17 protein-coding genes and 7 pseudogenes are annotated in these 21,161 nt (G+C 70.6%); 12 read left to right on the plus strand and 12 right to left on the minus strand.

Going from position 1 to position 21,161, the window contains the following annotated elements; genetic code table 11:
• Positions 1–137: 137 nt before the first annotated feature.
• Positions 138–239: pseudogene (locus tag ACZ5NH_RS19365) on the plus strand (universal stress protein); the annotation flags it as partial.
• Positions 240–425: 186 nt separating this feature from the next.
• Here the strand turns inward: ACZ5NH_RS19365 and ACZ5NH_RS19370 are convergent.
• Both ACZ5NH_RS19370 and ACZ5NH_RS19375 read right to left on the minus strand, forming a co-directional pair.
• Positions 426–890 carry a pyridoxamine 5'-phosphate oxidase family protein gene (locus ACZ5NH_RS19370; RefSeq protein WP_468776767.1) on the minus strand — a complete coding sequence of 155 codons (465 nt, stop codon included), beginning with the start codon at positions 888–890 and terminating at the stop codon, positions 426–428.
• 375 nt (positions 891–1,265) lie between these two features.
• A pseudogene (locus ACZ5NH_RS19375) lies at positions 1,266–1,379 on the minus strand (CBS domain-containing protein); the annotation flags it as partial.
• Positions 1,380–1,661: 282 nt separating this feature from the next.
• Between ACZ5NH_RS19375 and ACZ5NH_RS19380 the strand changes: the two are divergent.
• The 3 genes and pseudogenes from ACZ5NH_RS19380 (at position 1,662) to ACZ5NH_RS19390 (ending at position 3,414) form a co-directional block, all read left to right on the plus strand.
• Positions 1,662–2,378 carry a helix-turn-helix transcriptional regulator gene (locus tag ACZ5NH_RS19380; protein WP_468776769.1) on the plus strand — a complete coding sequence of 239 codons (717 nt, stop codon included), beginning with the start codon at positions 1,662–1,664 and terminating at the stop codon, positions 2,376–2,378.
• Between the two features lie 31 nt (positions 2,379–2,409).
• On the plus strand, positions 2,410–2,910 hold the full coding sequence (locus ACZ5NH_RS19385; RefSeq protein WP_468776772.1) for a DUF3291 domain-containing protein: 501 nt from the start codon (positions 2,410–2,412) through the stop codon (positions 2,908–2,910).
• A gap of 43 nt (positions 2,911–2,953) precedes the next feature.
• Positions 2,954–3,414, plus strand: a pseudogene (locus ACZ5NH_RS19390) (MepB family protein).
• 155 nt (positions 3,415–3,569) lie between these two features.
• On the opposite strand, the pseudogene ACZ5NH_RS19395 reads toward ACZ5NH_RS19390, so the two are convergent.
• Positions 3,570–3,788 (minus strand): annotated as a pseudogene (locus ACZ5NH_RS19395) (hypothetical protein); the annotation flags it as partial.
• Positions 3,789–3,797: 9 nt separating this feature from the next.
• Here ACZ5NH_RS19395 and ACZ5NH_RS19400 point away from each other — a divergent pair.
• Positions 3,798–4,556 carry a YqjF family protein gene (locus ACZ5NH_RS19400; protein ID WP_388628714.1) on the plus strand — a complete coding sequence of 253 codons (759 nt, stop codon included), beginning with the start codon at positions 3,798–3,800 and terminating at the stop codon, positions 4,554–4,556.
• A 149-nt stretch (positions 4,557–4,705) separates the two neighbouring features.
• Here the strand turns inward: ACZ5NH_RS19400 and ACZ5NH_RS19405 are convergent, their stop codons facing one another.
• Positions 4,706–5,002 carry a hypothetical protein gene (locus ACZ5NH_RS19405; RefSeq protein WP_468776775.1) on the minus strand — a complete coding sequence of 99 codons (297 nt, stop codon included), beginning with the start codon at positions 5,000–5,002 and terminating at the stop codon, positions 4,706–4,708.
• On the opposite strand from ACZ5NH_RS19405, the pseudogene ACZ5NH_RS19410 reads away from it, so the two are divergent.
• Positions 4,970–5,146 (plus strand): annotated as a pseudogene (locus tag ACZ5NH_RS19410) (hemerythrin domain-containing protein); the annotation flags it as partial. The gene ACZ5NH_RS19405 and the pseudogene ACZ5NH_RS19410 sit on opposite strands and share 33 nt — an antisense overlap.
• 283 nt (positions 5,147–5,429) lie before the next feature.
• On the plus strand, positions 5,430–7,163 hold the full coding sequence (locus ACZ5NH_RS19415) for a PP2C family protein-serine/threonine phosphatase (protein WP_468776777.1): 1,734 nt from the start codon (positions 5,430–5,432) through the stop codon (positions 7,161–7,163).
• 64 nt (positions 7,164–7,227) lie between these two features.
• On the opposite strand, the gene ACZ5NH_RS19420 is transcribed toward ACZ5NH_RS19415, so the two are convergent.
• Positions 7,228–8,469 carry a SpoIIE family protein phosphatase gene (locus ACZ5NH_RS19420; protein WP_468776780.1) on the minus strand — a complete coding sequence of 414 codons (1,242 nt, stop codon included), beginning with the start codon at positions 8,467–8,469 and terminating at the stop codon, positions 7,228–7,230.
• Positions 8,470–8,776: 307 nt separating this feature from the next.
• Positions 8,777–10,513: a sensor histidine kinase gene (locus ACZ5NH_RS19425; RefSeq protein WP_468776782.1), complete on the minus strand. Its 1,737-nt coding sequence runs from the start codon at positions 10,511–10,513 to the stop codon at positions 8,777–8,779.
• 191 nt (positions 10,514–10,704) lie between these two features.
• Here ACZ5NH_RS19425 and ACZ5NH_RS19430 point away from each other — a divergent pair, with 191 nt between their 5' ends.
• Together ACZ5NH_RS19430 and ACZ5NH_RS19435 are read left to right on the plus strand one after the other, a co-directional pair.
• Positions 10,705–11,712 carry an NADP-dependent oxidoreductase gene (locus ACZ5NH_RS19430; protein ID WP_468776785.1) on the plus strand — a complete coding sequence of 336 codons (1,008 nt, stop codon included), beginning with the start codon at positions 10,705–10,707 and terminating at the stop codon, positions 11,710–11,712.
• Positions 11,709–12,512 (plus strand): SDR family NAD(P)-dependent oxidoreductase, encoded by an 804-nt coding sequence (locus tag ACZ5NH_RS19435; RefSeq protein ID WP_468776787.1) that lies wholly within the window; start codon positions 11,709–11,711, stop codon positions 12,510–12,512. Before ACZ5NH_RS19430 ends, ACZ5NH_RS19435 begins: the two co-directional genes overlap by 4 nt.
• A gap of 27 nt (positions 12,513–12,539) precedes the next feature.
• Here ACZ5NH_RS19435 and ACZ5NH_RS19440 read toward each other — a convergent pair whose 3' ends face one another.
• Genes ACZ5NH_RS19440 through ACZ5NH_RS19460 form a run of 5 tightly spaced genes read right to left on the minus strand, consistent with a single transcriptional unit; the run spans position 12,540 to position 17,962 of the window.
• The gene (locus tag ACZ5NH_RS19440) at positions 12,540–13,553 is read right to left on the minus strand and encodes a histidinol-phosphate transaminase (protein ID WP_468776790.1); all 1,014 of its coding nucleotides are present in this window, start codon (positions 13,551–13,553) and stop codon (positions 12,540–12,542) included.
• A gap of 3 nt (positions 13,554–13,556) precedes the next feature.
• The gene (locus tag ACZ5NH_RS19445) at positions 13,557–14,576 is read right to left on the minus strand and encodes a ketoacyl-ACP synthase III family protein (RefSeq protein WP_388628695.1); all 1,020 of its coding nucleotides are present in this window, start codon (positions 14,574–14,576) and stop codon (positions 13,557–13,559) included.
• A complete protein-coding gene (locus ACZ5NH_RS19450; RefSeq protein WP_468776793.1) occupies positions 14,573–15,226 on the minus strand; it encodes an SRPBCC family protein in 654 nt (217 codons plus the stop codon). The genes ACZ5NH_RS19445 and ACZ5NH_RS19450 overlap by 4 nt, the downstream gene beginning before the upstream one ends.
• Positions 15,198–16,949, minus strand: coding sequence for a thiamine pyrophosphate-binding protein (locus ACZ5NH_RS19455; RefSeq protein ID WP_468776795.1), 1,752 nt, complete (start codon positions 16,947–16,949; stop codon positions 15,198–15,200). The genes ACZ5NH_RS19450 and ACZ5NH_RS19455 overlap by 29 nt, the downstream gene beginning before the upstream one ends.
• Entirely contained in the window at positions 16,946–17,962 is a 1,017-nt protein-coding gene (locus ACZ5NH_RS19460; protein WP_468776798.1) for a GlxA family transcriptional regulator, read from the minus strand. The genes ACZ5NH_RS19455 and ACZ5NH_RS19460 overlap by 4 nt, the downstream gene beginning before the upstream one ends.
• Before the next feature lie 288 nt (positions 17,963–18,250).
• Here ACZ5NH_RS19460 and ACZ5NH_RS19465 point away from each other — a divergent pair.
• From ACZ5NH_RS19465 to ACZ5NH_RS19475, 3 genes and pseudogenes are all read left to right on the plus strand, one after another.
• Positions 18,251–18,568, plus strand: a pseudogene (locus ACZ5NH_RS19465) (AfsR/SARP family transcriptional regulator); the annotation flags it as partial.
• A gap of 140 nt (positions 18,569–18,708) precedes the next feature.
• On the plus strand, positions 18,709–19,140 hold the full coding sequence (locus ACZ5NH_RS19470; RefSeq protein WP_468776800.1) for a hypothetical protein: 432 nt from the start codon (positions 18,709–18,711) through the stop codon (positions 19,138–19,140).
• 3 nt (positions 19,141–19,143) lie between these two features.
• Positions 19,144–19,857: pseudogene (locus ACZ5NH_RS19475) on the plus strand (NmrA family NAD(P)-binding protein); the annotation flags it as partial.
• A gap of 103 nt (positions 19,858–19,960) precedes the next feature.
• On the opposite strand, the gene ACZ5NH_RS19480 reads toward ACZ5NH_RS19475, so the two are convergent.
• Positions 19,961–21,142, minus strand: a complete 1,182-nt coding sequence (locus tag ACZ5NH_RS19480) for a cytochrome P450 (RefSeq protein ID WP_468776803.1) — start codon at positions 21,140–21,142, stop codon at positions 19,961–19,963.
• Positions 21,143–21,161: the final 19 nt, after the last annotated feature.

The raw sequence follows: 21,161 nt of genomic DNA on the forward strand, positions 1-21,161 counted from the left end.
GACGAGCGGCACACCCGGCCTTCTCACCGGGGCCCTGAATGTCGAGTTTCCGGCACCAGACCTCCTGAGGACTCGTCCGGCCGATCGTGTCCGGAGCCGGATCGGGCCGGCCGCCCCGGCCCTGCCGCGCCGGATCCGGTTGGCGGCCTGATCGGACGCCGGTCGGCGCGGCGATCGGCCCCGTCACCCACGCGCTGCTGTATCACGCCACCGCACCGGTCGCGGTGGTCCCGCACGATCGACAGGCCACTCGGCGAGCGATGCTCGGGAGCCTGACGCACAGCTTTCGGCCTTCATCGGCGGCAACCGCAGCGGGCGGATGGCCGGGGTGTCCTCCGGCCATCCGGTGAACCGGATGCGCGCAAACGGGATGGGCGCTGTCCAGCAGTTTCTGGCGCCGCGATGAGTTCGAAGCCGGACCCCGATCAGGCGCCGTCGGACTCGTTGCCGGCGGTGAGCCGGACGCCGGTGATCAGATCCGGGCGGATGCGCACCGCGTAGTCCATGGTCCGTTTCACCCAGGGGCTGAGCAGCGCCTGGTAACGGGCCAGTTCCTCCGAGTCGGTCACCAGGTGCGCGTAGCCGGTGACCACGACGCTCCAGCCGAGGTGCGTGTCGGGGTCGATGGCGTCGGCCTCGTAGGCCACCACGACGCCCTGGCCGTCGACCTGCCCGGCGCGTGCGGTCAGAGCCGCGCCCTCGTGGGTGCGGATGATGATGTCGCCGTTGTCCAGGACATGGTTGACCGGGCGGACGGTCGGCAGTGCCTGGCGGGTGAAGACGATCCTGCCGAAGGACACGCTGCCCAGCAGTCGCAGGGCTTCGTCGCTGTCCAGCTCGATGCTCCGGCGCGGCCCGGCAGGGAGGGACTGGGCGGTGTCGATGGTCATGGGAGGCTTCCGTGCGGTGTCGTGGCTCACTGCTGCGTGTCTTCGGCCGGGGCGGCGAGGCGGCTGCACGGCCTGCCGGCGCGGTCGCGGACGGTGCGCCGGTACGGCATGTCCCTCGTCCCTTCCAGATGTGGCCGGTTACCTGTCCGGGGCAACCGGTTGGGAGCCACGGACACGCGTGATCAGGTCATTGGACCGGCACGGGACGTCCTCACGCCAGGGCCGTTCGGCCCTTGTCCGTGACCGGTCGGCCTCCACTCTCGTCCTGCCCGATCCCGACTCCCAGGTGCCTGTGGTCCCTTCCCGGGTTTTGACCGGCACTGGTCCGGCCAGACCGGTCGGCCAGCCCACCAACGGCTGGTGGACGGCGAGGGCGGGGGCGCTGTCGCGGAACCACTCCTTCGGCAGCAGGTCGGCCTCGGAGACGACGCCGACCACGCGGCCCTCGCCCTCCGGCACGGGCAGGGCACTGACCCTCCAGTCCTGCATGAGCTGCACGATGGTGACTCCTTCGCCGCGTCGGCCCGTTCACACGGTGCTGCCGGCGCCGTAGGGGCGTAGAGGTCCAGCAGCCGGGTCCTGGTGGTACGGAGGCGGTGGGCCAGTACGTCGCCGCGCCTGGCCATGGACCGCAGGGGCCCGCTACGCCCCGCCACCCTGTTCGTGACGTCCTCGCCGTCGTCCAGGGCGTGTCCGACGGGGCGAGTACGGTCCGGTGGGGCCGCGTCCCGCCCTTCTATCTCGTACCTGCGTTGTTCCTAGAATGGCGGGGTGGAGGACATCGACGCGATCGCGGCGCTGCAGGATCCGGTCCGGCGCCGACTGTACGAGTACGTGGTGGCACAGGGCCGTGAGGTCGGCCGCAACGAGGCCGCCGAGGCGGTCGGGGTGGCGCGCACGCTCGCCGCGCACCACCTGGACAGGCTGACCGAGGCCGGCCTGCTGGAGAGCGGCAGCCGACGGCTGACGGGGCGGTCGGGGCCGGGAGCGGGCCGTCCTGCCAAGGTGTACACGCGGGCGCGGGTCGAACGGGCGGTGTCATTGCCCGCCCGCGACTACCGCACCGCCGCCGAACTGCTCGCCGAGGCCGCCGAGCAGGCCGGGCTCGACGCCGGGCTCTACGCGGCGGCGCGCCGCCGGGGCGAGGCCCTGCGCGGCTCGGCGGCGCCCTGCGGTGGCCTCGAAGAGGCCATGGCGATGCTGGCGGCTCGCGGCTACGAACCGTACGAACCGCAGCTGAAAGGCACCGCGGGCGTCCAGGACACCGAATGCGCGGAGGAGGTGCCCGGAGAAGCCGCGCCGGTCGTGCGCATGCGCAACTGTCCCTTCCATGCCGTTGCCGAACGCTTCCCGCCGCTCGTATGCGGCATGAATCTCGCGCTGTTGGAGGGGTTGCTCGGCACGGACGGTCCCGTCCGCGCCCGCATGGACGCCCGGCCGGGGGAGTGCTGTGTGGTGGTCGAAGCTTCTAAAAACAATGTGGATTGACTTAGAAGGGTGCCCGTGCTGGGATGTGGCCATGACTGCATCCGAGCATGCCGCCCACCTCGCCCAGCTCAACGTCGCCACGCTCCTCCACCCCCTCGACGACCCGCGCATGGCGCCGTTCGTCGAGATGCTCGACCCGGTGAACACCGCCGCCGACGACGCGCAGGGCTTCGTGTGGCGGCTCAAGGAGGAAGGCGCGGCCGATGCCACCGCCCTGCGCCCGGCGGGTGAGGACGTCATCGTCAACCTGACGGTGTGGGAGACCCAGGAGGCGCTGTGGGACTTCACCTACCGCAGCGGGCACCTGGAGGTGATGCGGCGGCGCCGCGAATGGTTCGAACGGCATGTCGAGGCACACCTGGTGCTCTGGTGGCTCCCGGCCGGTCATCTCCCGACCGTCGACGAGGCCTTGGAACGGCTGGCGGACCTACGGGCCAACGGGCCGTCCCCCCGCGCGTTCACCTTCGCCTCCTCCTACAACTCCGCCGAGGCCGCCCAGTACTTTCAGACCGCGCCGCAGGGACAGCCCTAGGCTCTGCCCGGGGACGGACCTCGGATTCGAGGGCTGCGGTTGCGTGCCGGTGCCGGAACCGGAGAGTGGCGAGTACACGGCTTGCGCGTCCACGCTCGATGGCGGCTCGGTTCGGTTCCGCGTGGCCAAGACCACCCCGACGAAGACGGGCCGGTTCGGCCCGTGTGGCAGCGGTCCGAGGAAGCGCCGATCCAGCCCTTCGACGCCTGCGACGGGGTGGACCTCTTCGTCATCAGCAGCCGCGACGACGACCGCTTCGGACAGTTCGTGTTCCGGCGCGAGGTGTTGCGCGACCGCGACATCGTCTCCCGCAGCGGCTCCGGCGGAGAGCGCGGATTCCGCGTCTGTCCGCCGTGGGGGGCCACGACCGCACGACGCTCAGTCCCGCCGAATCACAGAACGACACCTGCTCACGGACGCGGGCGTCGAGGGAGAACGATGGAGCGGCCGGACCGCGGGCGGGGGCCCGCCTGTCGCAACGGCGCTGTTGCCCCCAGTCGCTGATCCGGTTCGGCTACGGACCGGACGGCGGCCGTACACCGCGCGCCTTCGCGCAGCCGGTCCGGCATCGCGCGGACTGAGGGGGCCAGACAGGGCCTGGCGACCACGCTGCTGCGATCAGTCTGCGCCCGCCGCGCCGGTGATCTCCCGCCCGGTGACGACCACGCCGACGTGCGCACCAGCAGAGAGGAGTCCGTGTCCAGGCTGAAGTTGACCGGGAGGACGGCGGGCAGTGGCTGCCGGGTGTACACGATGCGACCGACCGGCACCTTGGCCGGCTGGCGCAGGTGTGCGGGCTTCTCGGCATCGTCACCCGCCTCAGCGGCAGGGGCGCTCCGTTGGGATCGGCCTACTCGTCGGGGCCGGTCGCCTGTCATCCTCGAGTCATGCAGAAGCCGGTCACCGACGCTCCCCGTTCCCCGGACGCTCCTGTCGACATACGCTTTCCGCTGCTCACCCAGCAGTGGCTGGACTTGACGTTCATCCACTGGGCCGTCGAACCGGCCTTAGTGGAAAAGCTGATGCCACCCGGGACCGTCCCCGACATCCACGGTGGGGTCACCTACATCGGGCTCGTCGCTTTCCGCATGCACAAGGTCGGCTGGTTCCGGCTGCCCGGGCTGCCCTACCTGGGCTCGTTCCCGGAGACCAACGTCCGCCTGTACTCGGTGGACGCGCACGGCCGCCGCGGTGTTGTCTTCCGCTCGATGGACGCCTCGCGTCTGATCCCCGTGGTGATGGGACGCATCGGCTTCCGCCTTCCCTACCTGTGGTCCCGTATGTCCTTGCGCACCACCGGTGACACCGTCACCTACACCAGCTCGCGACGCTGGCCGGGTGTGCGCGGCGCGTACAGCCGCGTCACCGTCCGCCCAGGCGAACGCATAGAGGAACCCACCGAGTTGGAGCTCTTCCTCACTGCCCGTTGGGGCATGCACAACCCCTTCGCCGGTGGTGCGGCGTACCTGCCCAACCACCACCCGCGCTGGCCCCTGCACCGCGCCGAGCTGATCACCTGCGAGGAGAACCTGCTCACCGCGGCCGGCCTGCCCGCGCCGAGCACCGCCCCGGTCAGTGTCCTGTACTCACCGGGTGTCCCGGTCCGCCTCGGCCGCCCCGTCCGCCAGCCGAACTCCTCCAAGTAGCCGGGCGGGGACCATCGGCCCTGACAGCTTGCCTCTTCGGGCGGCCCATACGGTCCCCGCGCGAGGCCCGGTCGGGCCGGTAGGAGGCACCGTTGGCCCCGTGCGTGACAGCTCCGGATCGCGAAATCTGGACACGGGCCGCCGAGCCGTCAGGGCGCGGACGGCCGGATCACTGTGATCAGGAGGTTCACGATGGTGGTCCAACGGTCTGGGAGAAGCGACGCAATGCCGTCGGCGCACGAGCCGGTGCCGGGCCGGGCCTGGCTGATGCTGGCGCTGGCCGCGATCGGGCGTCCGCGCTGTACGCGGCCGCGTTCGGCGGCTACGTCGCCTTCTCCATCAGCCACCTCCGGCCGGCCCATCAGGAGGGCGGGGCTGCCCGGATGGCACAGGTCGCCCGGGAGATCGCAAGGATGCTCGAACCGGACACCCAGGTCGAGGAGCATGGCCTGTTTCCCGCCCTGGCCGCCGACTTCCCCGACCAGATCGCCGCTCTGGAGGCCGAGCACTGGCGCGTCGAAGCGGTGCTGGCCGAGGCCGCCGACGGCGTGACACCCGCGGACCCGACCTGGCCGGACCGGCTGACCGAGGCGACGGCCATGCTGCGCGACCACATCCTCAAGGAACAGGACGGCGTCTTCCCGGCCGCACTGGCCAACCTCAGCACCGAGGACTGGGAAGCGGTCGAGGCCACGCGCGCCAAGGCGGGCAGCACCCTCTCCCGGCCGGCCGCCCGCGTGAAGAAACCCTGCGGGCCGATACAGCTAGCTCTGCAGTGGAGTGGGGCATATGGGTATAGGAGGCGGTGCGGGTGCCCCGCCCGTACACCGGAGCGACCGAGGGTGAAAGCCCGATACCCAGGGAGGCGAGGACGTGGCGGGACCGGAGAGTCCGCGGTTTGCCGCGGTGCCTTCTCCTTGGCTCACCGCGGCGCTGGAGGCCATCGGCGCCGCGGCCTATGTCGTGGAGGAGCAGGGCTGCATCATCGCCGTCAACAGCCGGGCCGAACACCTGCTGGGCCGCCCGGCCAGCGAACTCCTCGGGCAGGACGCCCACGATCTGCTGCATCGCGGGCCGCAGGGGCAGCATCTGTCGACGTCGCAGTGCGGCATGCGGCAGGCGTTCCACGCCGGGAGCCCGGCCCAGGGTAGGGACGAGTACTTCGAGCGCGCCGACGGCTACCTGCTCCCGATCTCCTGGACGATCATGCCGTACGACATCGGCGAGGGACGCGCCGGCACCCTCGTCGTCTTCTACAGCCACGGGCAGGCGCCGGTCAGCGCACCAGGTCCGGAGCAGGCCGCCGGGACGCTGACCGACTTCGAGCGACTCGCCCTGCTCGCCGAGACCACCACCCAGCTGACCTCCACCCTCGACGTCGACGAGGCGCTGCGCCGACTGGTGGGCCTGGTCCTGCCGCGCCTGGCGGACTGGGCCGTCATCGACCTGATCACCGAGCACGAGGAGGTATGGCGCACCGCCGTCGTCCAGGCCGACGGCGACACCCTGGTCCACCACGAGGATCTCGAAGGGCCCATGCCGCCGGTCCCGGAAGAATCCGTGACGCCCTTGTCGAAAGCCTTGCGAGGTGTCGCCTCCACCCTGGCCGGCCCCGACACCTACCGACAGGCACCGGACTCCGGCATCACCGCCGAGCAGCGCCGCCTGTTCGACGTCACCGGCATTCGCTCCGCGGCCGTGGCGCCCCTGCGCAGCACCCGGGACGTGCTGGGCGCCCTCACCCTGGGCCGTGCCAAGAAGCCGGGGAACTTCACCGTCGCCGACCTGCCTCTGCTGGAGGACATCGCGCGCCGCGCCGGCCTCGCGCTGGACAACGCCCGCCTCTACCAGCGCCAGCGCGCCGTGGCCGAGACCATGCAGAACCACCTCCTGCCCCAGATGCCGCTCGTACCCGGACTGCAGATGGCCGTCCGCTACCTGCCCGCCCCCGACGCCTCCCAGGTCGGCGGCGACTGGTACGACGCCTTCACCCTCTCCGACGGCGCCACCGCGCTCGCCATCGGCGACGTCGTCGGCCACGATCTGGAGGCTGCCGCAGGCATGGCCCAGCTACGCAACATGCTTCGCGCCTACGCCTGGTCCCAGCAAGAACCCCCCAGCCGGATCGTGGACCGTCTCGACGCGGCGATCGAGCCGATCACGGACGTCACCATGGCCACCCTCATCCTCGCCCGGGTCATCCGGACCGGCGACGACCACTGGCGGCTGACCTGGACGAACGCCGGCCACCCACCGCCCCTCCTCGTCACCCGGGACGGCCTCGCCGACTACCTCACCGAGGGTCACGGCATCCTGCTCGGCACCGGCCTCCACACACCCCGCCCCGACGCCACCGTCCCCCTGCCACCCGGCTGCACCCTCGTGCTCTACACCGACGGTCTCGTCGAAGTACCCGGTCGCCCGCTCGACGACGGCCTGAACCGACTGCGCCAGCACGCCGCCGCCCTCGCCCACCGTCCCCTGCCGTCCTTCGCCGACCAGCTCCTGCGCCGCATCCAGCCGCCAGGCCACGACGACGTCGCCCTCCTCGCCCTTCGCACACCCACACGAGAACCCACCGGCCCAGCCCCGATGAAGGGTGAATAGGACCTCCCATTCTTGTCGGGGGTTGTCGACGCTGCCGCGAGGTGCTCCGGCTTTGCGGGAAGCGCTACAGGCGGGCGACGATCAAGGCGATGTCGTCGTGTCCGCCGCCGCTGACGCCGAGGCGGGACAGGAGGACGTCGGCCAGGTGTTCCGGGCTGAGCCGGGGGTTGTCGGTGAGGGTGTCGGTGAGGTGGTTCAGGCCGGTGTCGATGTCCTCGTCACGGCGTTCGATGAGCCCGTCGGTGTAGAGGACGAGGGTGTCGCCGGGCGTGTACGGCAGGGCTGCCTGGGGGCGCGGGACGTGATGCGGGCGGACTCCCAGGGGTGGGTCGGTGGCCTGGTCGAGCAGTACGAAGGTGCCGTCCGGATGAAGCAGGACGGGTGGCGGGTGGCCGGCACTGCTATAGGTGACGTGTCGGCGGTGGGTGTCGATGACGGCTTTGACCGCGGTGGTGGCCAGGGCTCCTTCGACCGAGCGGGCGTACAGGCCCAAGACCTCCATCGCCTTTGCCGGCTCGTGCAGAGCGCGCACGGCGGCGGACAGGGCGCTGCGCAGCATGCCCATGGCGGCGGCCGCTTCCAGACCGTGGCCGACCACGTCGCCCACCGCGACGGAGAAGGCGTCGTCGGGCAGGTCCACCACGTCGTACCAGTCGCCGCACACATTGAGCCCTTTGGCGGCGGGCAGGTAGCGCACCGCTATGTTCGGATGCCCGGCCAGGTCCGGCGACTGCATCATCGCCTCCTGGAGGGTGACGGCGACCTTCCGTTCCCGGGCGTGGGCCTGCCGCAGCTGCTCGTTCACCATCTGGAGTTCCCGCGCCCGCGCGTAGAGTTCGGCCTCCACGGCTTCGCGCTCGTTGAGCGCCTGGCCCGCGCGTGTACGGGCGGAATGGGAGAGCACGAACTCGGTGACGTCCTTCACCCGGTGGATGATCCATGCCACCTGGCCGTCGGGCCCGAGCACGGGGGTGTTGGTCGGGGACCACCACCGTTCCTCGAATTCTCCCGGGCGGGCGGGTGCGGGGATGTCGTACTTCTGCACGGCCATCGTGTCCGGCTGCTGCGTGCGCAGGACCCGGTGCAGGGAGGCGCTGAGGTTCTGTACCCCGTCAGCGTTGGGGTCTGCCGGGTTGTCGGGGAAGGCGTCGAAGAGATACTGCCCGATGAGGCCTTCCGGCGTGCGGCCGGTCGCCCGGCAGTAGGCCGTGTTGACGTCGAGGATCACGAGGTCGGGCCCCAGCACCAGGCAGGGGCTGGGAAAGGCGGCGAACAGCGCGTGGTAGTCGATCGGCGGCGTGGTCACAGGCCCTCTCCCCTTCCCGTCCGGTGGCTTTCGCCCGTCCCACCCCGGGTGGCGTGATCACCACGCCCCGGCTTGTATGGCTTCGGAGCGTCGGAGAAACACCGTTCGATCTGCATGAGCCCGTCAGCGGAGGAGGCGCTGACCTCGTCTGATCGCCTCGGCCATCATGCGACCAGCTCTCGCAGGAGCGAAGGCTGTGCCGTGAGCACGACTTCCCTCCTTCCGGCCGCCCCGTACGGACCCACCACTTCACCCATACGGTGGCAGCTGTGGGCGTCTCCCGCATCCGGAGACTGCCGCTTGGCCGTCACTTCCTGGAAAGCGGGACGATCCACTCGACGACGGTGCCGCTTGGTTGGTTCGTGGAGAGGCTGAAGCTGCCGCTCAACTCATTTGCGCGTTTGTGCAGGTTGGCCAAGCCGCTGCGGCGGGTGATCGTCGGGTCGATGCCGCGGCCGTTGTCCGCGACCCGGAGCTTCAGCTCGGTGTCGGTGACCTCGACGGTGACGTCGACGGTGCCGGCGTGGGCGTGTCGGGCGGCGTTGGACAGGGTCTCGCCGAGCACGGCCAGCAGTTGCTCGGCCTGGTCGGCGGACACGGCCGTGTCCAGCAGCCCCGTCATGCGCAGCGCGGGGGTGAAGCCGAGCGATTCGGTGGCGCGTTCGGTGGCCGCCACCAGCTGGGCGCGCAGTCCGCTGCCGCGGCGGGACTGGTCGTGCTCGCGCAGGGCGTAGATGGTGGAGCGGATGATCTTGATGGTGTCGTCGAGGTCGTCCACGACCCGTTGGATCCGTTCGCTGACCTGCGGCCGGTCGGAGACCCGGCCGAGCGTGGACTGGAGTGACAGGGCGCCGGCGAACAGCCGCTGGATGACCAGGTCGTGCAGGTCCCGGGCGATGCGGTCACGGTCGTTGAGGACGACCATGCGTTCGGTGTCGCGCCGGTGCTCGGCGACGTCGAGGGCCAGGGCGGCCTGGTTGCCGAAGCCGGTGACCATGTCGATGACGGCGTCGGTGAAGGGGGTGCCGCCGGGCAGGTTCGCGACCTGGAGGACGCCGCGGACGTGCTCGCGGGTGCCGAGGGGGACGAAGAAGGCCGGGCCGAGTTCCACCACCGAGGCGCTGCCGCCCTTGGCGCGCGGGTCGGCGCTGACGGCCTCGCTGGTGATCGTCTCGCCGGAGGAGTAGACCTTGGCGGCCAGTGCCGTGGCGGGCAGCAGCAGCCCGCGGACCTCTTGGGCCGGCGCGCCCGAGGCGGCCTCGATGACGAGTTCGCCCTTGTCGCCGACGGGCACGGCCAGGGTGACCAGGTCCGCGTCGGCGATCTCGCGCAGGGTGGTGGTGAAGGAGTCCAGTACGGTGGCGGGCTCCGCGCCGGACAGGAGGCTGCGGGTCAGTTCGTTGCTGGCGGCCAGCCATCGCTGCCGGCGGTGGGCGTCTTCGTACAGCCGGGCGTTGTCGATCGCCACGCCGGCCGCAGCGGCCAGGGTGCGCAGCACCGCCTCGTCGTCGCTGTCGAACTCCGCGCCGCTCTTCTTGTTGGTCAGGTAGAGGTTGCCGAAGACCTGGTCGCGGATCCGGACGGGGGCGCCGAGGAAGCTGGTCATCGGTGGGTGCCCGTCCGGGAAGCCGGTGGATGCCGGGTGCTGCGCCAGGTCGGGCAGGCGCAGTGGTTCCGGGTGCCGGATGAGCAGGCCGAGGATGCCTTCGCCGCGTGGGTAGTGCCCGATGCGGGCGATGGCCTCCTCGTCGATGCCGACGGTGACGAACTGCTTGATCGTGCCTTCCTCGCCCAGCACGCCGAGCGCGCCGTACTGGGCGTCGACCAGGGTGACCGCCGACTCCACGATGCGGTGCAGCACCACCTCCAGGTCCAGGTCGGAGCCGACGGCCAGCACCGCGTCGAGGAGCGTGTGGACCCGGTCCCGGGCCGCCCGCACCTGCGCGACCTGCTGCTGCAGGTCGTCCAGCAGTACGTCCAGCCGCAGCTGCGGAGACGTCCCGGACGTCTCCACCTCACGCGAACCCCGCGCGCGTTCGTCCACCACAGCTCCCCTCACCGTCTCCCGGCATCCCCCCCAAGGATGCCCGACGAACCGAATCCGTTGGACAGCACCCGGCGGGTAGCGCGGGCACGGCTCACGACGTATTCACGCGCTGTGTGGCGAACGACACATGTCTCGGCATACCTACTGGTCGGTACGCTGCCGCGAAGCCATGAGCGACAGGAGGCGCGATGTCTGCGACCAACCGCCGGATCCGTCTGGCAGCCCGACCCGTGGGCGAGGTCAAACCCGAGGACTGGCAGCACTGTTCAGAGCCCGTCGACGAGCCGGGCCCGGGCCGGTTCGCGGGCCGGACGCGCGTCATCTCCCTGGACCCGGCGATGCGGGGCTGGCTGGACGACCGTCCCTCCTACCTGCCACCGGTGGGCATCGGGGAGGTGATGCGCGCCGGCTCGGTCATCGAGGTCACCGCGTCGGACCACCCCGACTTCCAGCCGGGCGATCATGTGGTCGGCATGTTCGGCGTCCAGGAGTACGTGGTCTCGGACGGCAGGGGCGCCATGAAGATCGACACCTCCCTCGCCCCGCCCTCCACGTATCTCGGCGCGCTGGGCATGCCCGGCATGACCGCCTACTTCGGCCTGCTGGACGTCGGGTCACTGAAGGACGGCGAGACCGTCGTGGTGTCGGGAGCGGCCGGGGCGGTCGGCAGCATCGCCGGCCAGATCGCGAAGGCCAAGGGCTGCAGGGTGGTCGGCATTGCCGGCGGGCCGGAGAAGTGCGCCATGCTCATCGGCGAACTGGGATTCGACGCGGCGATCGACTACCGCGCCGAAGACGTCAGGAAGGCGCTGCGCCGGGAGGCCCCCGACGGCATCGACGTCTACTTCGACAATGTCGGAGGGGACATCCTCGACGCGGCCCTGACGCGACTGGCGATGCACGCACGAGTCGTGGTCTGCGGTGCGATCAGCCAGTACAACAACGCCACGCCGGTCAAGGGCCCGTCCAACTACCTCTCGCTGCTGGTGCGCCGCGCCCGCATGGAGGGCTTCGTCGTCTTCGACTACGCCCAGCGCTACGCGCAGGCCGCGCAGGACATCTCCACCTGGATCGCAGCCGGCCGCATCAAGGTGAAGGAACACGTGGTGCGGGGGAGCGTGGACGACTTCCCCGAGACACTGCAGATGCTCTTCCGCGGGGACAACGTCGGCAAGCTCGTCCTGGAGCTGTCATGACCACCGTCGAGAGGGACACCGCAGTCCGGCCGGGGCAGACGGACGGCGCGGTGCTCCGGGGCAAGGTCGCCATCGTCACCGGCGGTGCCAGTGGACTGGGCCGGGCCACGGCACTGACGCTGGCGAAGGCGGGGGCGCGCGTGGTGGTCGCGGACCTCGACGCGCGGGGCGGCCAGGAGGTGGCCGAGATGGTGGACGGTCATTTCCGCGCCTGTGACGTCTCCGACCCGGACGCCAACCGTGCGCTGGTGGACTACACCCGGGAGACCTGCGGTGGCGTCGACATCGCGTTGCTCAACGCCGGGGTGACGACCGGATGCGGCCTCGGTGACGACTTCGACCTGGCACGCTACCGTCGCGCGATGGGAGCCAACCTCGACGGCGTGGTCTTCGGCACCCATGCGCTGCTGCCGGCACTGCGGGCCCGCGGTGGCGGGGCGATCGTGGCGACCTCGTCGCTGGCGGGCCTGGCGGCCGTACCGCTCGACCCCCTGTACGCGGCCAACAAGCATGCGGTCGTGGGACTTGCTCGCTCCCTGGGGCCGGCTCTTGCCCCGGAGAACGTGCGCTTCAACGCCGTCTGCCCCGGGTTCGCCGAGTCGCGGATCATCGACCCGCTGCGCGACATGCTCTCCGAGCAGTCACTGCCGATCATCCCGGCCCAGGTCGTGGCGGACACGGTGCTGCGGATCGTCACCGGCGACGGCACCGGGGAGTGCTGGTTCATCCAGCCCGGCCGCGACCCGGAGCCGTTCCGTTTCCGTACTGTCCCCGGTCCGGGGAAGCTCGTCGGCACATGAGAACGGAAAGGCCCCAGGCCTCAGGCGTCACTGGCGGGGGTGGTGCGCGCGCAGTCCCGCCAGTGCGGTCAGCACGGTGTCGTTGGCCCTCCGGTTGCCGACGGTGAGCCGCAGTCCCTCGCCGGGGTAGTGACGTGCCTGGACACCGGCGTCGGCGAGTGCCGCCGCGCCCTCGTCGATCGGACCGGGCGCGGCGAGCCAGACGGAATTGGCGTGGCCGGGGGGTACGCACCAGCCGAGGGAGACGAGTTCACCCCGGAGCCGTTCGCGTTCGGCGACGACGGTGTCCACGCGTTGGCGCAGCTGGCTCTCGGCCCGCAGAGAGGCCTTCACCGCCGCTGTCGCGACCCCGTTGATCCCGAAGGGCAACTGCTGCCGGCGGATCCGCTCCACCAGGCCGGAGGCGCCGAGTGCGTAGCCGACCCGCAGGGCGGCGAGGCCGTAGGCCTTGGAGAAGGTGCGCAGCACCAGCAGGTTGGGGTGTGCGTCCAGGAGCGCGAGGGTATCCGGCAGGTCGGTGTCGCGGGCGAACTCGATGTACGCCTCGTCGAGGAGCACGGTGACATGTCGGGGTACCTGAGGCAGGAACGCCGCCAGTGCGTCGGCGGTGACGAGACTTCCGGTGGGGTTGTGCGGATTGCACAGCACCACGACGCGGGTGCGGTGGTCGAGCGCCGCGAGCAGGGCGCCCAGGTCCTGGTGTCCGTCCGGCGACAGGGGCACGGGGACCGGTTGGGCGCCGACCATGGCGGCCAGGAGCGGGTAGGCGTCGAACGTGCGCCAGGCGTAGGCCACGGTGTCGCCGGGCCGGACCACTGCCCGGAGCAACTGCAGGGCCACGCCGACCGATCCGCTGCCGACCGCGACGCGGTCGGAGGGCACCCGGCACCACGCGGCGATCCGCTCGGTGAGGTCGTCGGGGTGGAACTGCGGGTAGCGGTGGGCCTGTGCGACGGCCCGTCGCATGGCCTCGCGTACCGAGGGCAGTGGGGGATAGGGGCTCTCGTTCAGGGCGAGCCGGTGCAGCACGGGCAGGTCCATGGCTCAGTCCCGCCCGCCGTGCCAGCGAACGGCGACGGCACCGGCGAAGTCGCCGGCGTGGGCGAATCCCCCGAGCACGATCAGATCGCCGTCCGCCACCTGACGGGAGCTGATCGCGCGGTCCAATGTGACCGGGATCGCCGCTCCGAACAGATTCCCGCACTCGTCGAAGGTGTCCAGGTGCCGTTCGTCCGGCAGTTGCAGCGCCTCTCGCCAGTTCCGCAGGAAGGTGCGGTTGGGCTGGTTGGTGATGAGGGCGTCGATGTCGGTGCTCGCCACGCCGAGCCGCCGGCACAGCTCCGTGACCACCTCGGGGACGAGGCGGTTCCCGCGGGCCAGGACCTTGGCGACGCTTGCGTCGGTGAACCCGATCCGCAGCTGGGACTGTCCCGGTTCCCAGTACTTGCGACCGTCGTCGACCGCCACGGTCATGTCGCCGGCGTACGCGCCGATGTGCCGGGTCTCCACGTCGAGGACCGGCGACCGTGCCGACGTGGTCACGTACCCCACACCGCACCCGTCGCCCGGGATCGCCGCCTGGGCGAGTTTGCGCACCTCGGACTGGGTGAACCACTGCCCGGCCGCGCTCTGCGCGTTGCATATCAGCGCGGTCCTCGCGTCGGTGGTGGTGAGGATCTGCCGGGCCAGCTTCACCATGTACACGAAGGACGCGCAGCCCGCGTTGGCCACGTCGACCAGCCACTCCGGGTTCAGGCCCAGCCGACGCGCCACCTCGGTCCCCGCTCCGACGAACGGCAGGTCCGGCAACTGGCTGTGCACCAACAGCACGTCGACGCCCCGGATCTCCGCCGCGCCGTGCCGTTCGATCAGGGGCTGTACGGCGCGCTCGACCATGTCCGCGTTGGTCTCGTCCCTGGCCACGTGGTGCCGTAACGGCGGGACCTTGAACATGGGGTGGTTGCGGAGCTTGTCCTCGGCTCCGGGGAACTCCGTGTAGAACGCCGCGGGGACCGGCTCGCCGGGCAGATAGCTCGCGACGTCGGTGAGACTGACCGTGGTCACCGCGTCACCGCCCTCGCCGGAGCGGAGCTGACCGGCAGGCCGCTCCGGTGGCGGTGTTCCAGGATGGCCTTGAGGTTGTGCATCTCCACGGTGTGCCCCGCGTAGAAGAGGTCCCAGTAGTCGCCCACCCAGGGCCGGTCCGGGCGCGGAGCCAGGTCGGGTTGCGGATTGTCGTCGTAGTAGGGGTGCCGGCAGTTGGTCCAGGTGATCACCGAACCGGGCTTGTCGAGGACCAGCGAGGCCGGGACGACACGCATCAGGTAGATCATCCACAGCTTCTCGCCCTGGTCCCAGGAGCAGTGGTAGTCGACGGTCATGGCCTCGGGGTTCGCGACCACCTTGCAGTAGATCCTGGTGTCGTCCTCCAGCCGGTCGTGACCGACCCACAGCCCCGGTGTGCCGGTGGGCGCGAAGCCCCGCAGACTGCAGGTCCACTCCTCCAGGTGGTGCCCCTGGCGCAGGTAGTCGTAGGCCTGCTCCGGGGGGCAGTCGACGTACTCGTGGATGGTGCAGTACTGCCCGTAGACCTGATGGTGGGGGTAGACCGCGTGGGTCAACTCCATGCAGTGGGCGGTCAGTTCCTCCTTGTCGGCGTTCTCGATCCGGACCAGGCCGGGGATGTCAGCCAACATGGACGACTCCTCGCTCATCTGAACCCTCCTTGCTGTCGGTGGCTTCGGTGAAGGACTGGAAGGGAAGGAACGGCGGGATCTCCCGTGGGTCGCAGGCCACCGCGACGAACGCCGGGCCGCCGCTCGCGTTGCCGCGCAGCAGTGCCGTCCGCAGGTGCGCCGCGTCGGCGGCTCCCGTGGCCTGAAGGGACGGGAAGGCGGCGGCCACTCCGGCGGCGAGATCGCTCCGGGCGAACAGGTCGTCGCTGCGGACGCCGCCCTGGAGGAACTCCTCCCGCAGCGCGCACATGGCGTGGGCGTTGTTGTTGAAGATCACGAACGTCACGGGTGCGCCGTACTCCACGGCGGTGTGCACTTCCATCCCGTGCATGAAGAAGGCCCCGTCGCCGGCGAGGACGTAGGTGCGCCGGCCGGTGGCGAGCGCGGCGCCGATGCCGGCGCCGAAGGTGTAGCCCATGCCGCCCATGCCGACCGCCACCACGAACCGGCCGTGGCGCGGTGCCGGGAGGAGATGGATCGCGCTGGCACCCGCGTTGCCGGCGTCCACGAAGACGTGTGCGTCCTGAGGGAGTGCCGCCTCCACCGCGGCGACCGCCTGGGCGTGGGGCACGGTTTGCTCCCGGGCCGGGAAGAGCCTTCCCGGCATGGGCGTGGGAAGGGGGCCGGCGTGCGGCGGGCAGGGGCGTGGGCGGGACGGCAGTCGGCGGGTCACCGCGCGCAGCGCGTCCCGCAGGTTCCCACCCAGGGCGGTGCCTGCCACGAACGGTGGTTCGGGGCCTAGGGACACGACTTCGGTGGTGGCGAGGGCCCGGTCGAGGCCGCCACGTGCCAGGAGCGGCAGCCGGGTACCGACCAGCAGGCACAGGTCGGCCCGGCGCAGACAGTCCTCGACGTTGGCGTGGCCCATCACCCCGGCCACGCCCGCGAACCGTGGATCACGGTTGTCGAAGACGTCCTTGGCGTCCGGGGTGACCGCCACCCATGCCCCGACGCATCGGGCGAGTTCGGCCAGATCCCCACGCGCGTCGGCGGCGGCCACATCCTCACCGGCGATGACGAGGACGCGACCGGCCCCGCGAAGGGCATCCGAAACGGCCCTGACGGCAGTGGTGTCGAGCCGCGCCACGGATGCCGTCGCCGAACCGCCCGGTGTCGGGGCCGGCGCGCGGACGGGCACCTGGATCCGCGCCTGCTGCACGTCCTTGGGCAGCAACAGCACGGCCGGCCCGCGAGGATCTGCCTGCGCCGCCGCCACTGCCCGGGGCAGCAACTCCGTGAGCGAGTCCGGGTCATCGACCCGGGCGCAGAACCGGGAGACGGACGCGAAGACCTCGGTTGCGTCGAAGGAGCCCGCCTTGCCGCTGGAGTCCTGGAACGCTCCTTGCCCTTCCTGGCCGGTCGGGGGCTGGCCCACCAAAGCCAGCACGGGCACCCGGGAGGCGTACGCCTCGGCCAGACCCGGTACGAGATTCATCGCCCCACCACCCGAGGTGGCGGCAACGACGCCGAGGCGCCTGGTGGTACGTGCGTATCCATCGGCCATGGTGACGGCGGAGAACTCGTGTTTCGCGACGACACCGCGGATGGCGCCGCCGCGGTGCACCGCGTCAAACAGGTCCTCGATGTTCGCACCGCCGACACCGAACATGTGGGTGACGCCGGCCGCGGCGAGTTCCCCGGCCAGGTGGTCGACCAGGCGTACCGTTTCCGCCTCGCGTAATGCCGAGGTCGTGGGGGTCATGCGGGGCTCCCCTCTCGCTCGTGGTGCCGGTCGATGAGGCCGGCCGGCGAGACGACCTGAAAGCGGTGCCGGTACTCCTTGGGGGTTAGCCCCAGGGTTCGTCCGAAGGAACGGAAGAACGTCTCCGTGGTGGCGAATCCGCAGCGGCCGGCAATCTGGCTGATCGTCAGGTCTGTGGTCTCCAGCAGTTCGCGCGCGCGGGCGATGCGCGTCCGCTCGACGTACTGGCCGGGTGTCGTGCCCACCTCGCGCCGGAAGACCCGGGCGAAGTTGCGCTGACTCATGTTGGCCTGCCGCGCGATGTCGGCCACGGGCAGCGGACTGTCCAGGTTCTCCAGGATCCACTCCTGTGCCGTCCGGATCGGCGGATGGTCGGCCAACTGGGCGTCGAGGACGGCGCTGTACTGGGACTGTCCTCCGTGTCGCTTGAGGAACAGCACCAGAAACCGTGCCGTCTCCAGAGCGAGCGCCGATCCGTGATCGGCTTCCACGAGAGCCAGCGCCATGTCGATGCCTGTCGACACGCCCGCGGAGGTCACGAAGGGGCCGTCCCAGATGAAGATCGGCTCGGCGTCCACCGTCACATCCGGATAGCGGCACGCCATCGCCTCGCTGTACGCCCAGTGCGTGGTGGCGCGCCTGCCGTCGAGAAGGCCTGCCTCGGCCAGCAGAAAGGAACCGCCGCATACGGAGGCGACCCTGCGCGAGCGGGCCGCTGCCTGGCCGATCCAGGACACGAGCGACTGGTCCCGCAGCGCCTCGTTGAGACTCCATCCGCCCGGCACGAGGAGCGTGTCGATCGGGCCCTGTCCCGCCTCCAGCGGCGAGGCCTCCACCACCACCCCCGAACTCATGCGTACCAGTGGTGCGTCGGTGGAGATGAACTCGGTCCGGTAGGGGGTGCCCGAGGCGCCCAGCAGCCGGTTCGCCGTATCGAACACTTCAATCGGTCCGGTGATGTCCAGGGCCATCGCGCCCGCGTACACCACGACTACAACTCGTCGCTCCAACACGGTCACAGCCTGTATCGGATGTCGCACTGGCTGCAATGACAGATTAGTGACGCATCCGGCCAACGAGCGGCGTCGCACGGGTACGCGGGGCGCTGGTGAGGCAGTTCACGCGCCGAGCAGGCGGCGATGGGTGAGGCAGCTCACAGGACGCCGGTGCCGATGCGGCCGGCGGTGACGATGCGGGGGAGGCTGGCGGGGGTTGAAAGAGCGGATGCCGCTGCGCAGGCCATGTGCGCAACTCGGCCACCATGCCGGCTCGCAGAAGATGGTTCCCCGGTCATGGCGTAGTGGGTCCTGCTGGAGCGTGAACGTCTGCGGCAGCTGCGGCTGCACGCTCTCGATGCACTGGCCGAGACGCTCGTACGAGAGGGGAAGCCGGCCCCCGCGCTCGGGGCGGCGTGGGAGAGCGTGCGTACGGAACCGCTGCGGGAGAGCGCGAACCGTGCCGCCGTGTCCGCACATCTCGCCGAGGGCAACGTCAGCGAGGCGGTCCGTCACTATCACTCGTTCCGGCGGTTGCTCCGGGAGGAGCTGGGAGTGGAGCCTTCCCCTCGGTTCGCGCACCTGTTGGCCCGCCACGGGGTCGCCGTCTTCCCAGGTGGGTGACGCCAGGATGACGCCGGGCTGACGGTGCGTCCGTAGCGTGGAGCGGGACATTCCGGACGCCCTCACCTCACCACCGAGCCCGACTCCGGGACGCCCGGCCAGTCTGGCCCAGCGGCGCCCGTCACCCTCTGGAGGACCGCATGGCACCGGCCTCAAGGGTGCCGATCATCTACGTACGCGGATACGCCGGCAGCACCGCCGGTATCGACAAGGCGGTGACGGATCCGTTCTACGGCTTCAACCAAGGTTCCACACACATCCGTATCGGACCGGACGACAAGCCGTGCTTCTACGAGTTCGAGAGCCCCTTGCTCCGGCTGCACCTGGACGAGGGCTACCGGATCCTGGTCGACGGCGGCCAGGAACTCTACCTGTCCACCCACGACACGATTCCGCCGGACCGCATCTGGATCCACCCCTTCTACGACACGTCCGCGACGACCTGGGGCGGCAGGCCTCAGGACTTCCGGGTTTTCCGGCGCACACGCGCACGTCCGCGGTGCGATATGGCGACACAAGGTGTCCGGATTGGCTTCTACCGTCATGCTGGAAACCGGCGAAAGGAACACTGAGCCATGCGTATCGCAGTCACGACACCCACCGGGAACGTCGGACGGCATGTGGTCGCCATGCTCTTGCGCGCAGGAGTCCGTCCACGGGTACTGGTCCGCGATCCCGGCCGGCTCGATGCCGACGTCCGCCGCGAGGTGGATGCGGTGGCAGTGGACCAGCGTGACCCGGACGCCGTCGTCGCCGCGACCGCCGGGGTCGACGCCCTGTTCTGGGTGGATCCCCCGTCGACCGGTGAAGATCCGCTGGGAGACTACGCGTTGGCCACGGCGAGCGTGGTGCGCGCCGTCAAGTCGAACGGCGTCGAGCGGACGGTCTTCCAGAGCAGCGTCGGCGCGGAAAAGCGCCACGGAGCCGGCGAGATCGACGGCCTCGCGGCAACCGAGCTCGCCCTCGACAACCTCGGTGCCACGGTCACGCACCTGCGCTGCGGCTACTTCTTCACCAACCTGGAGCTCCAGCTCGATGCCGTACGGGCCGGTGTCATTCCCGTGATCCTGCCGTTGGACCAGCCTCTTGCCTGGGTCGCACCGCGTGACATCGCGGAGGTCGCCACGACACGGCTGCTGTCGACCGACTGGTCCGGACGCTGTGTCCAGGCCGTGCACGGCCCGGCCGACCTCACCTGGCCGCAGGCCGCCGAGATAGTGTCCGCCGCCGTAGGTCGCCCGTTGCGCGCAGAGCGCGTCAGCGACGACGCGATGCGGAACCTGCTGCGCACATCCGGGATGACCGACGGCCTGGTCGAAGCGGTCATGGGGATGTCGACCGGCGGAGGTCCTGCGAGGTGTACGGGGTGTGGTCTGCTGCCGGATTCCCACCTCAAAGTTGGATGGGCAGGTGGCGGGGACCGCGGAGCATGGCGTTCTGGCGGTAGGGGGGCGGGTCCTCGACCAGGCTCGCGGTGCCGAGGTGGGGGAGCAGCGCGCGGAGCGCCGCCTGGGCTTCGAGACGGGCGAGGGGGGCGCCGTAGCAGAGGTGGATGCCGCTGCCGAAGCCGAGGTGCTCGATGTCCGGGCGGGTGGGGTCGAACCGGTCGGGCTCGTGGAACCGCTTCGGGTCGCGGTTGCCCGAGCCGAGGACCAGGATGACGGTCGCGCCTTGGCTGATGCGGGTGCCGGCGACGTCGATGTCGGCGTGCGGGATGCGCTCGCGCATGTGGACCGGGGGTTCGTAGCGCAGCAGCTCCTCGACCGCCTGCGGCAGCAGGCCGGGTTCCCGGCGCAGGCGGTCCAGCTGCTCGGGCCGGCGCAGCAAGGTGAGCACGCCGTTGGCGATGAGGTTGACCGTGGTCTCGTGTCCGGCGATGAGGAGCAGTACGGCGGTCTCGGCGAGTTCCTCCTGAGTGAGCCGCAGAGCCGGGTCCGGCTCGTTGACGAAGGCGGAGAGCATGTCGTCGCTCGGCTGGCCACGGCGCTGTTCGGCGAGGTTCACCAGGTACCCGCCCATTTCCATGCGAGCCTGGTCCCCCGCCTTGTCCGTGCCGGTGTCCTCGTCGGGCCTGACGTCCGCGGCCGCGACGATCGCGTCGGACCAGGCCCGGAACAGCGGCTCGTCCTCGCGTGGCACACCGAGCAGGCGGCAGATCACCGTGACGGGCAGCGGATAGGCGAAGTCGTCGACGATGTCGATCTGCCGGCCAGCCTCGAAGGGCTCCAGCAGGTTCTCGACGATCCGGTCGATCTCGCCGCGCATGCCGTCGACCCGGGCGGGGCTGTGCGGCGGGCCGAACGGCCGCATGGCCAGCCTGCGCAGCCTGTGGTGTTCGGGGTCGTCGAGCCGCAGGAACGGCGGCTTGTGGGTCACCTCGCCGCGGGTGCGGGGATCGGCACTCATCCGAGGGTCGTGGAGCAGAGCCGCGATCTCGTGGTAGGTGCCGACCAGGTAGCTGCCGCTTGCCTGGCGCACCACGGGACCGGCCTCGCGGAGTTCTGCGTACAGCGGGTAGGGATCGGGGCGGCTGGCGTAGTCGGTGATGCGTGCCAGCAGGGTCTCGGAGTCCATGGTGGCTCCTCGGGTGGGG

It is taken from the genome of Streptomyces sp. NPDC031426, assembly GCF_055581585.1.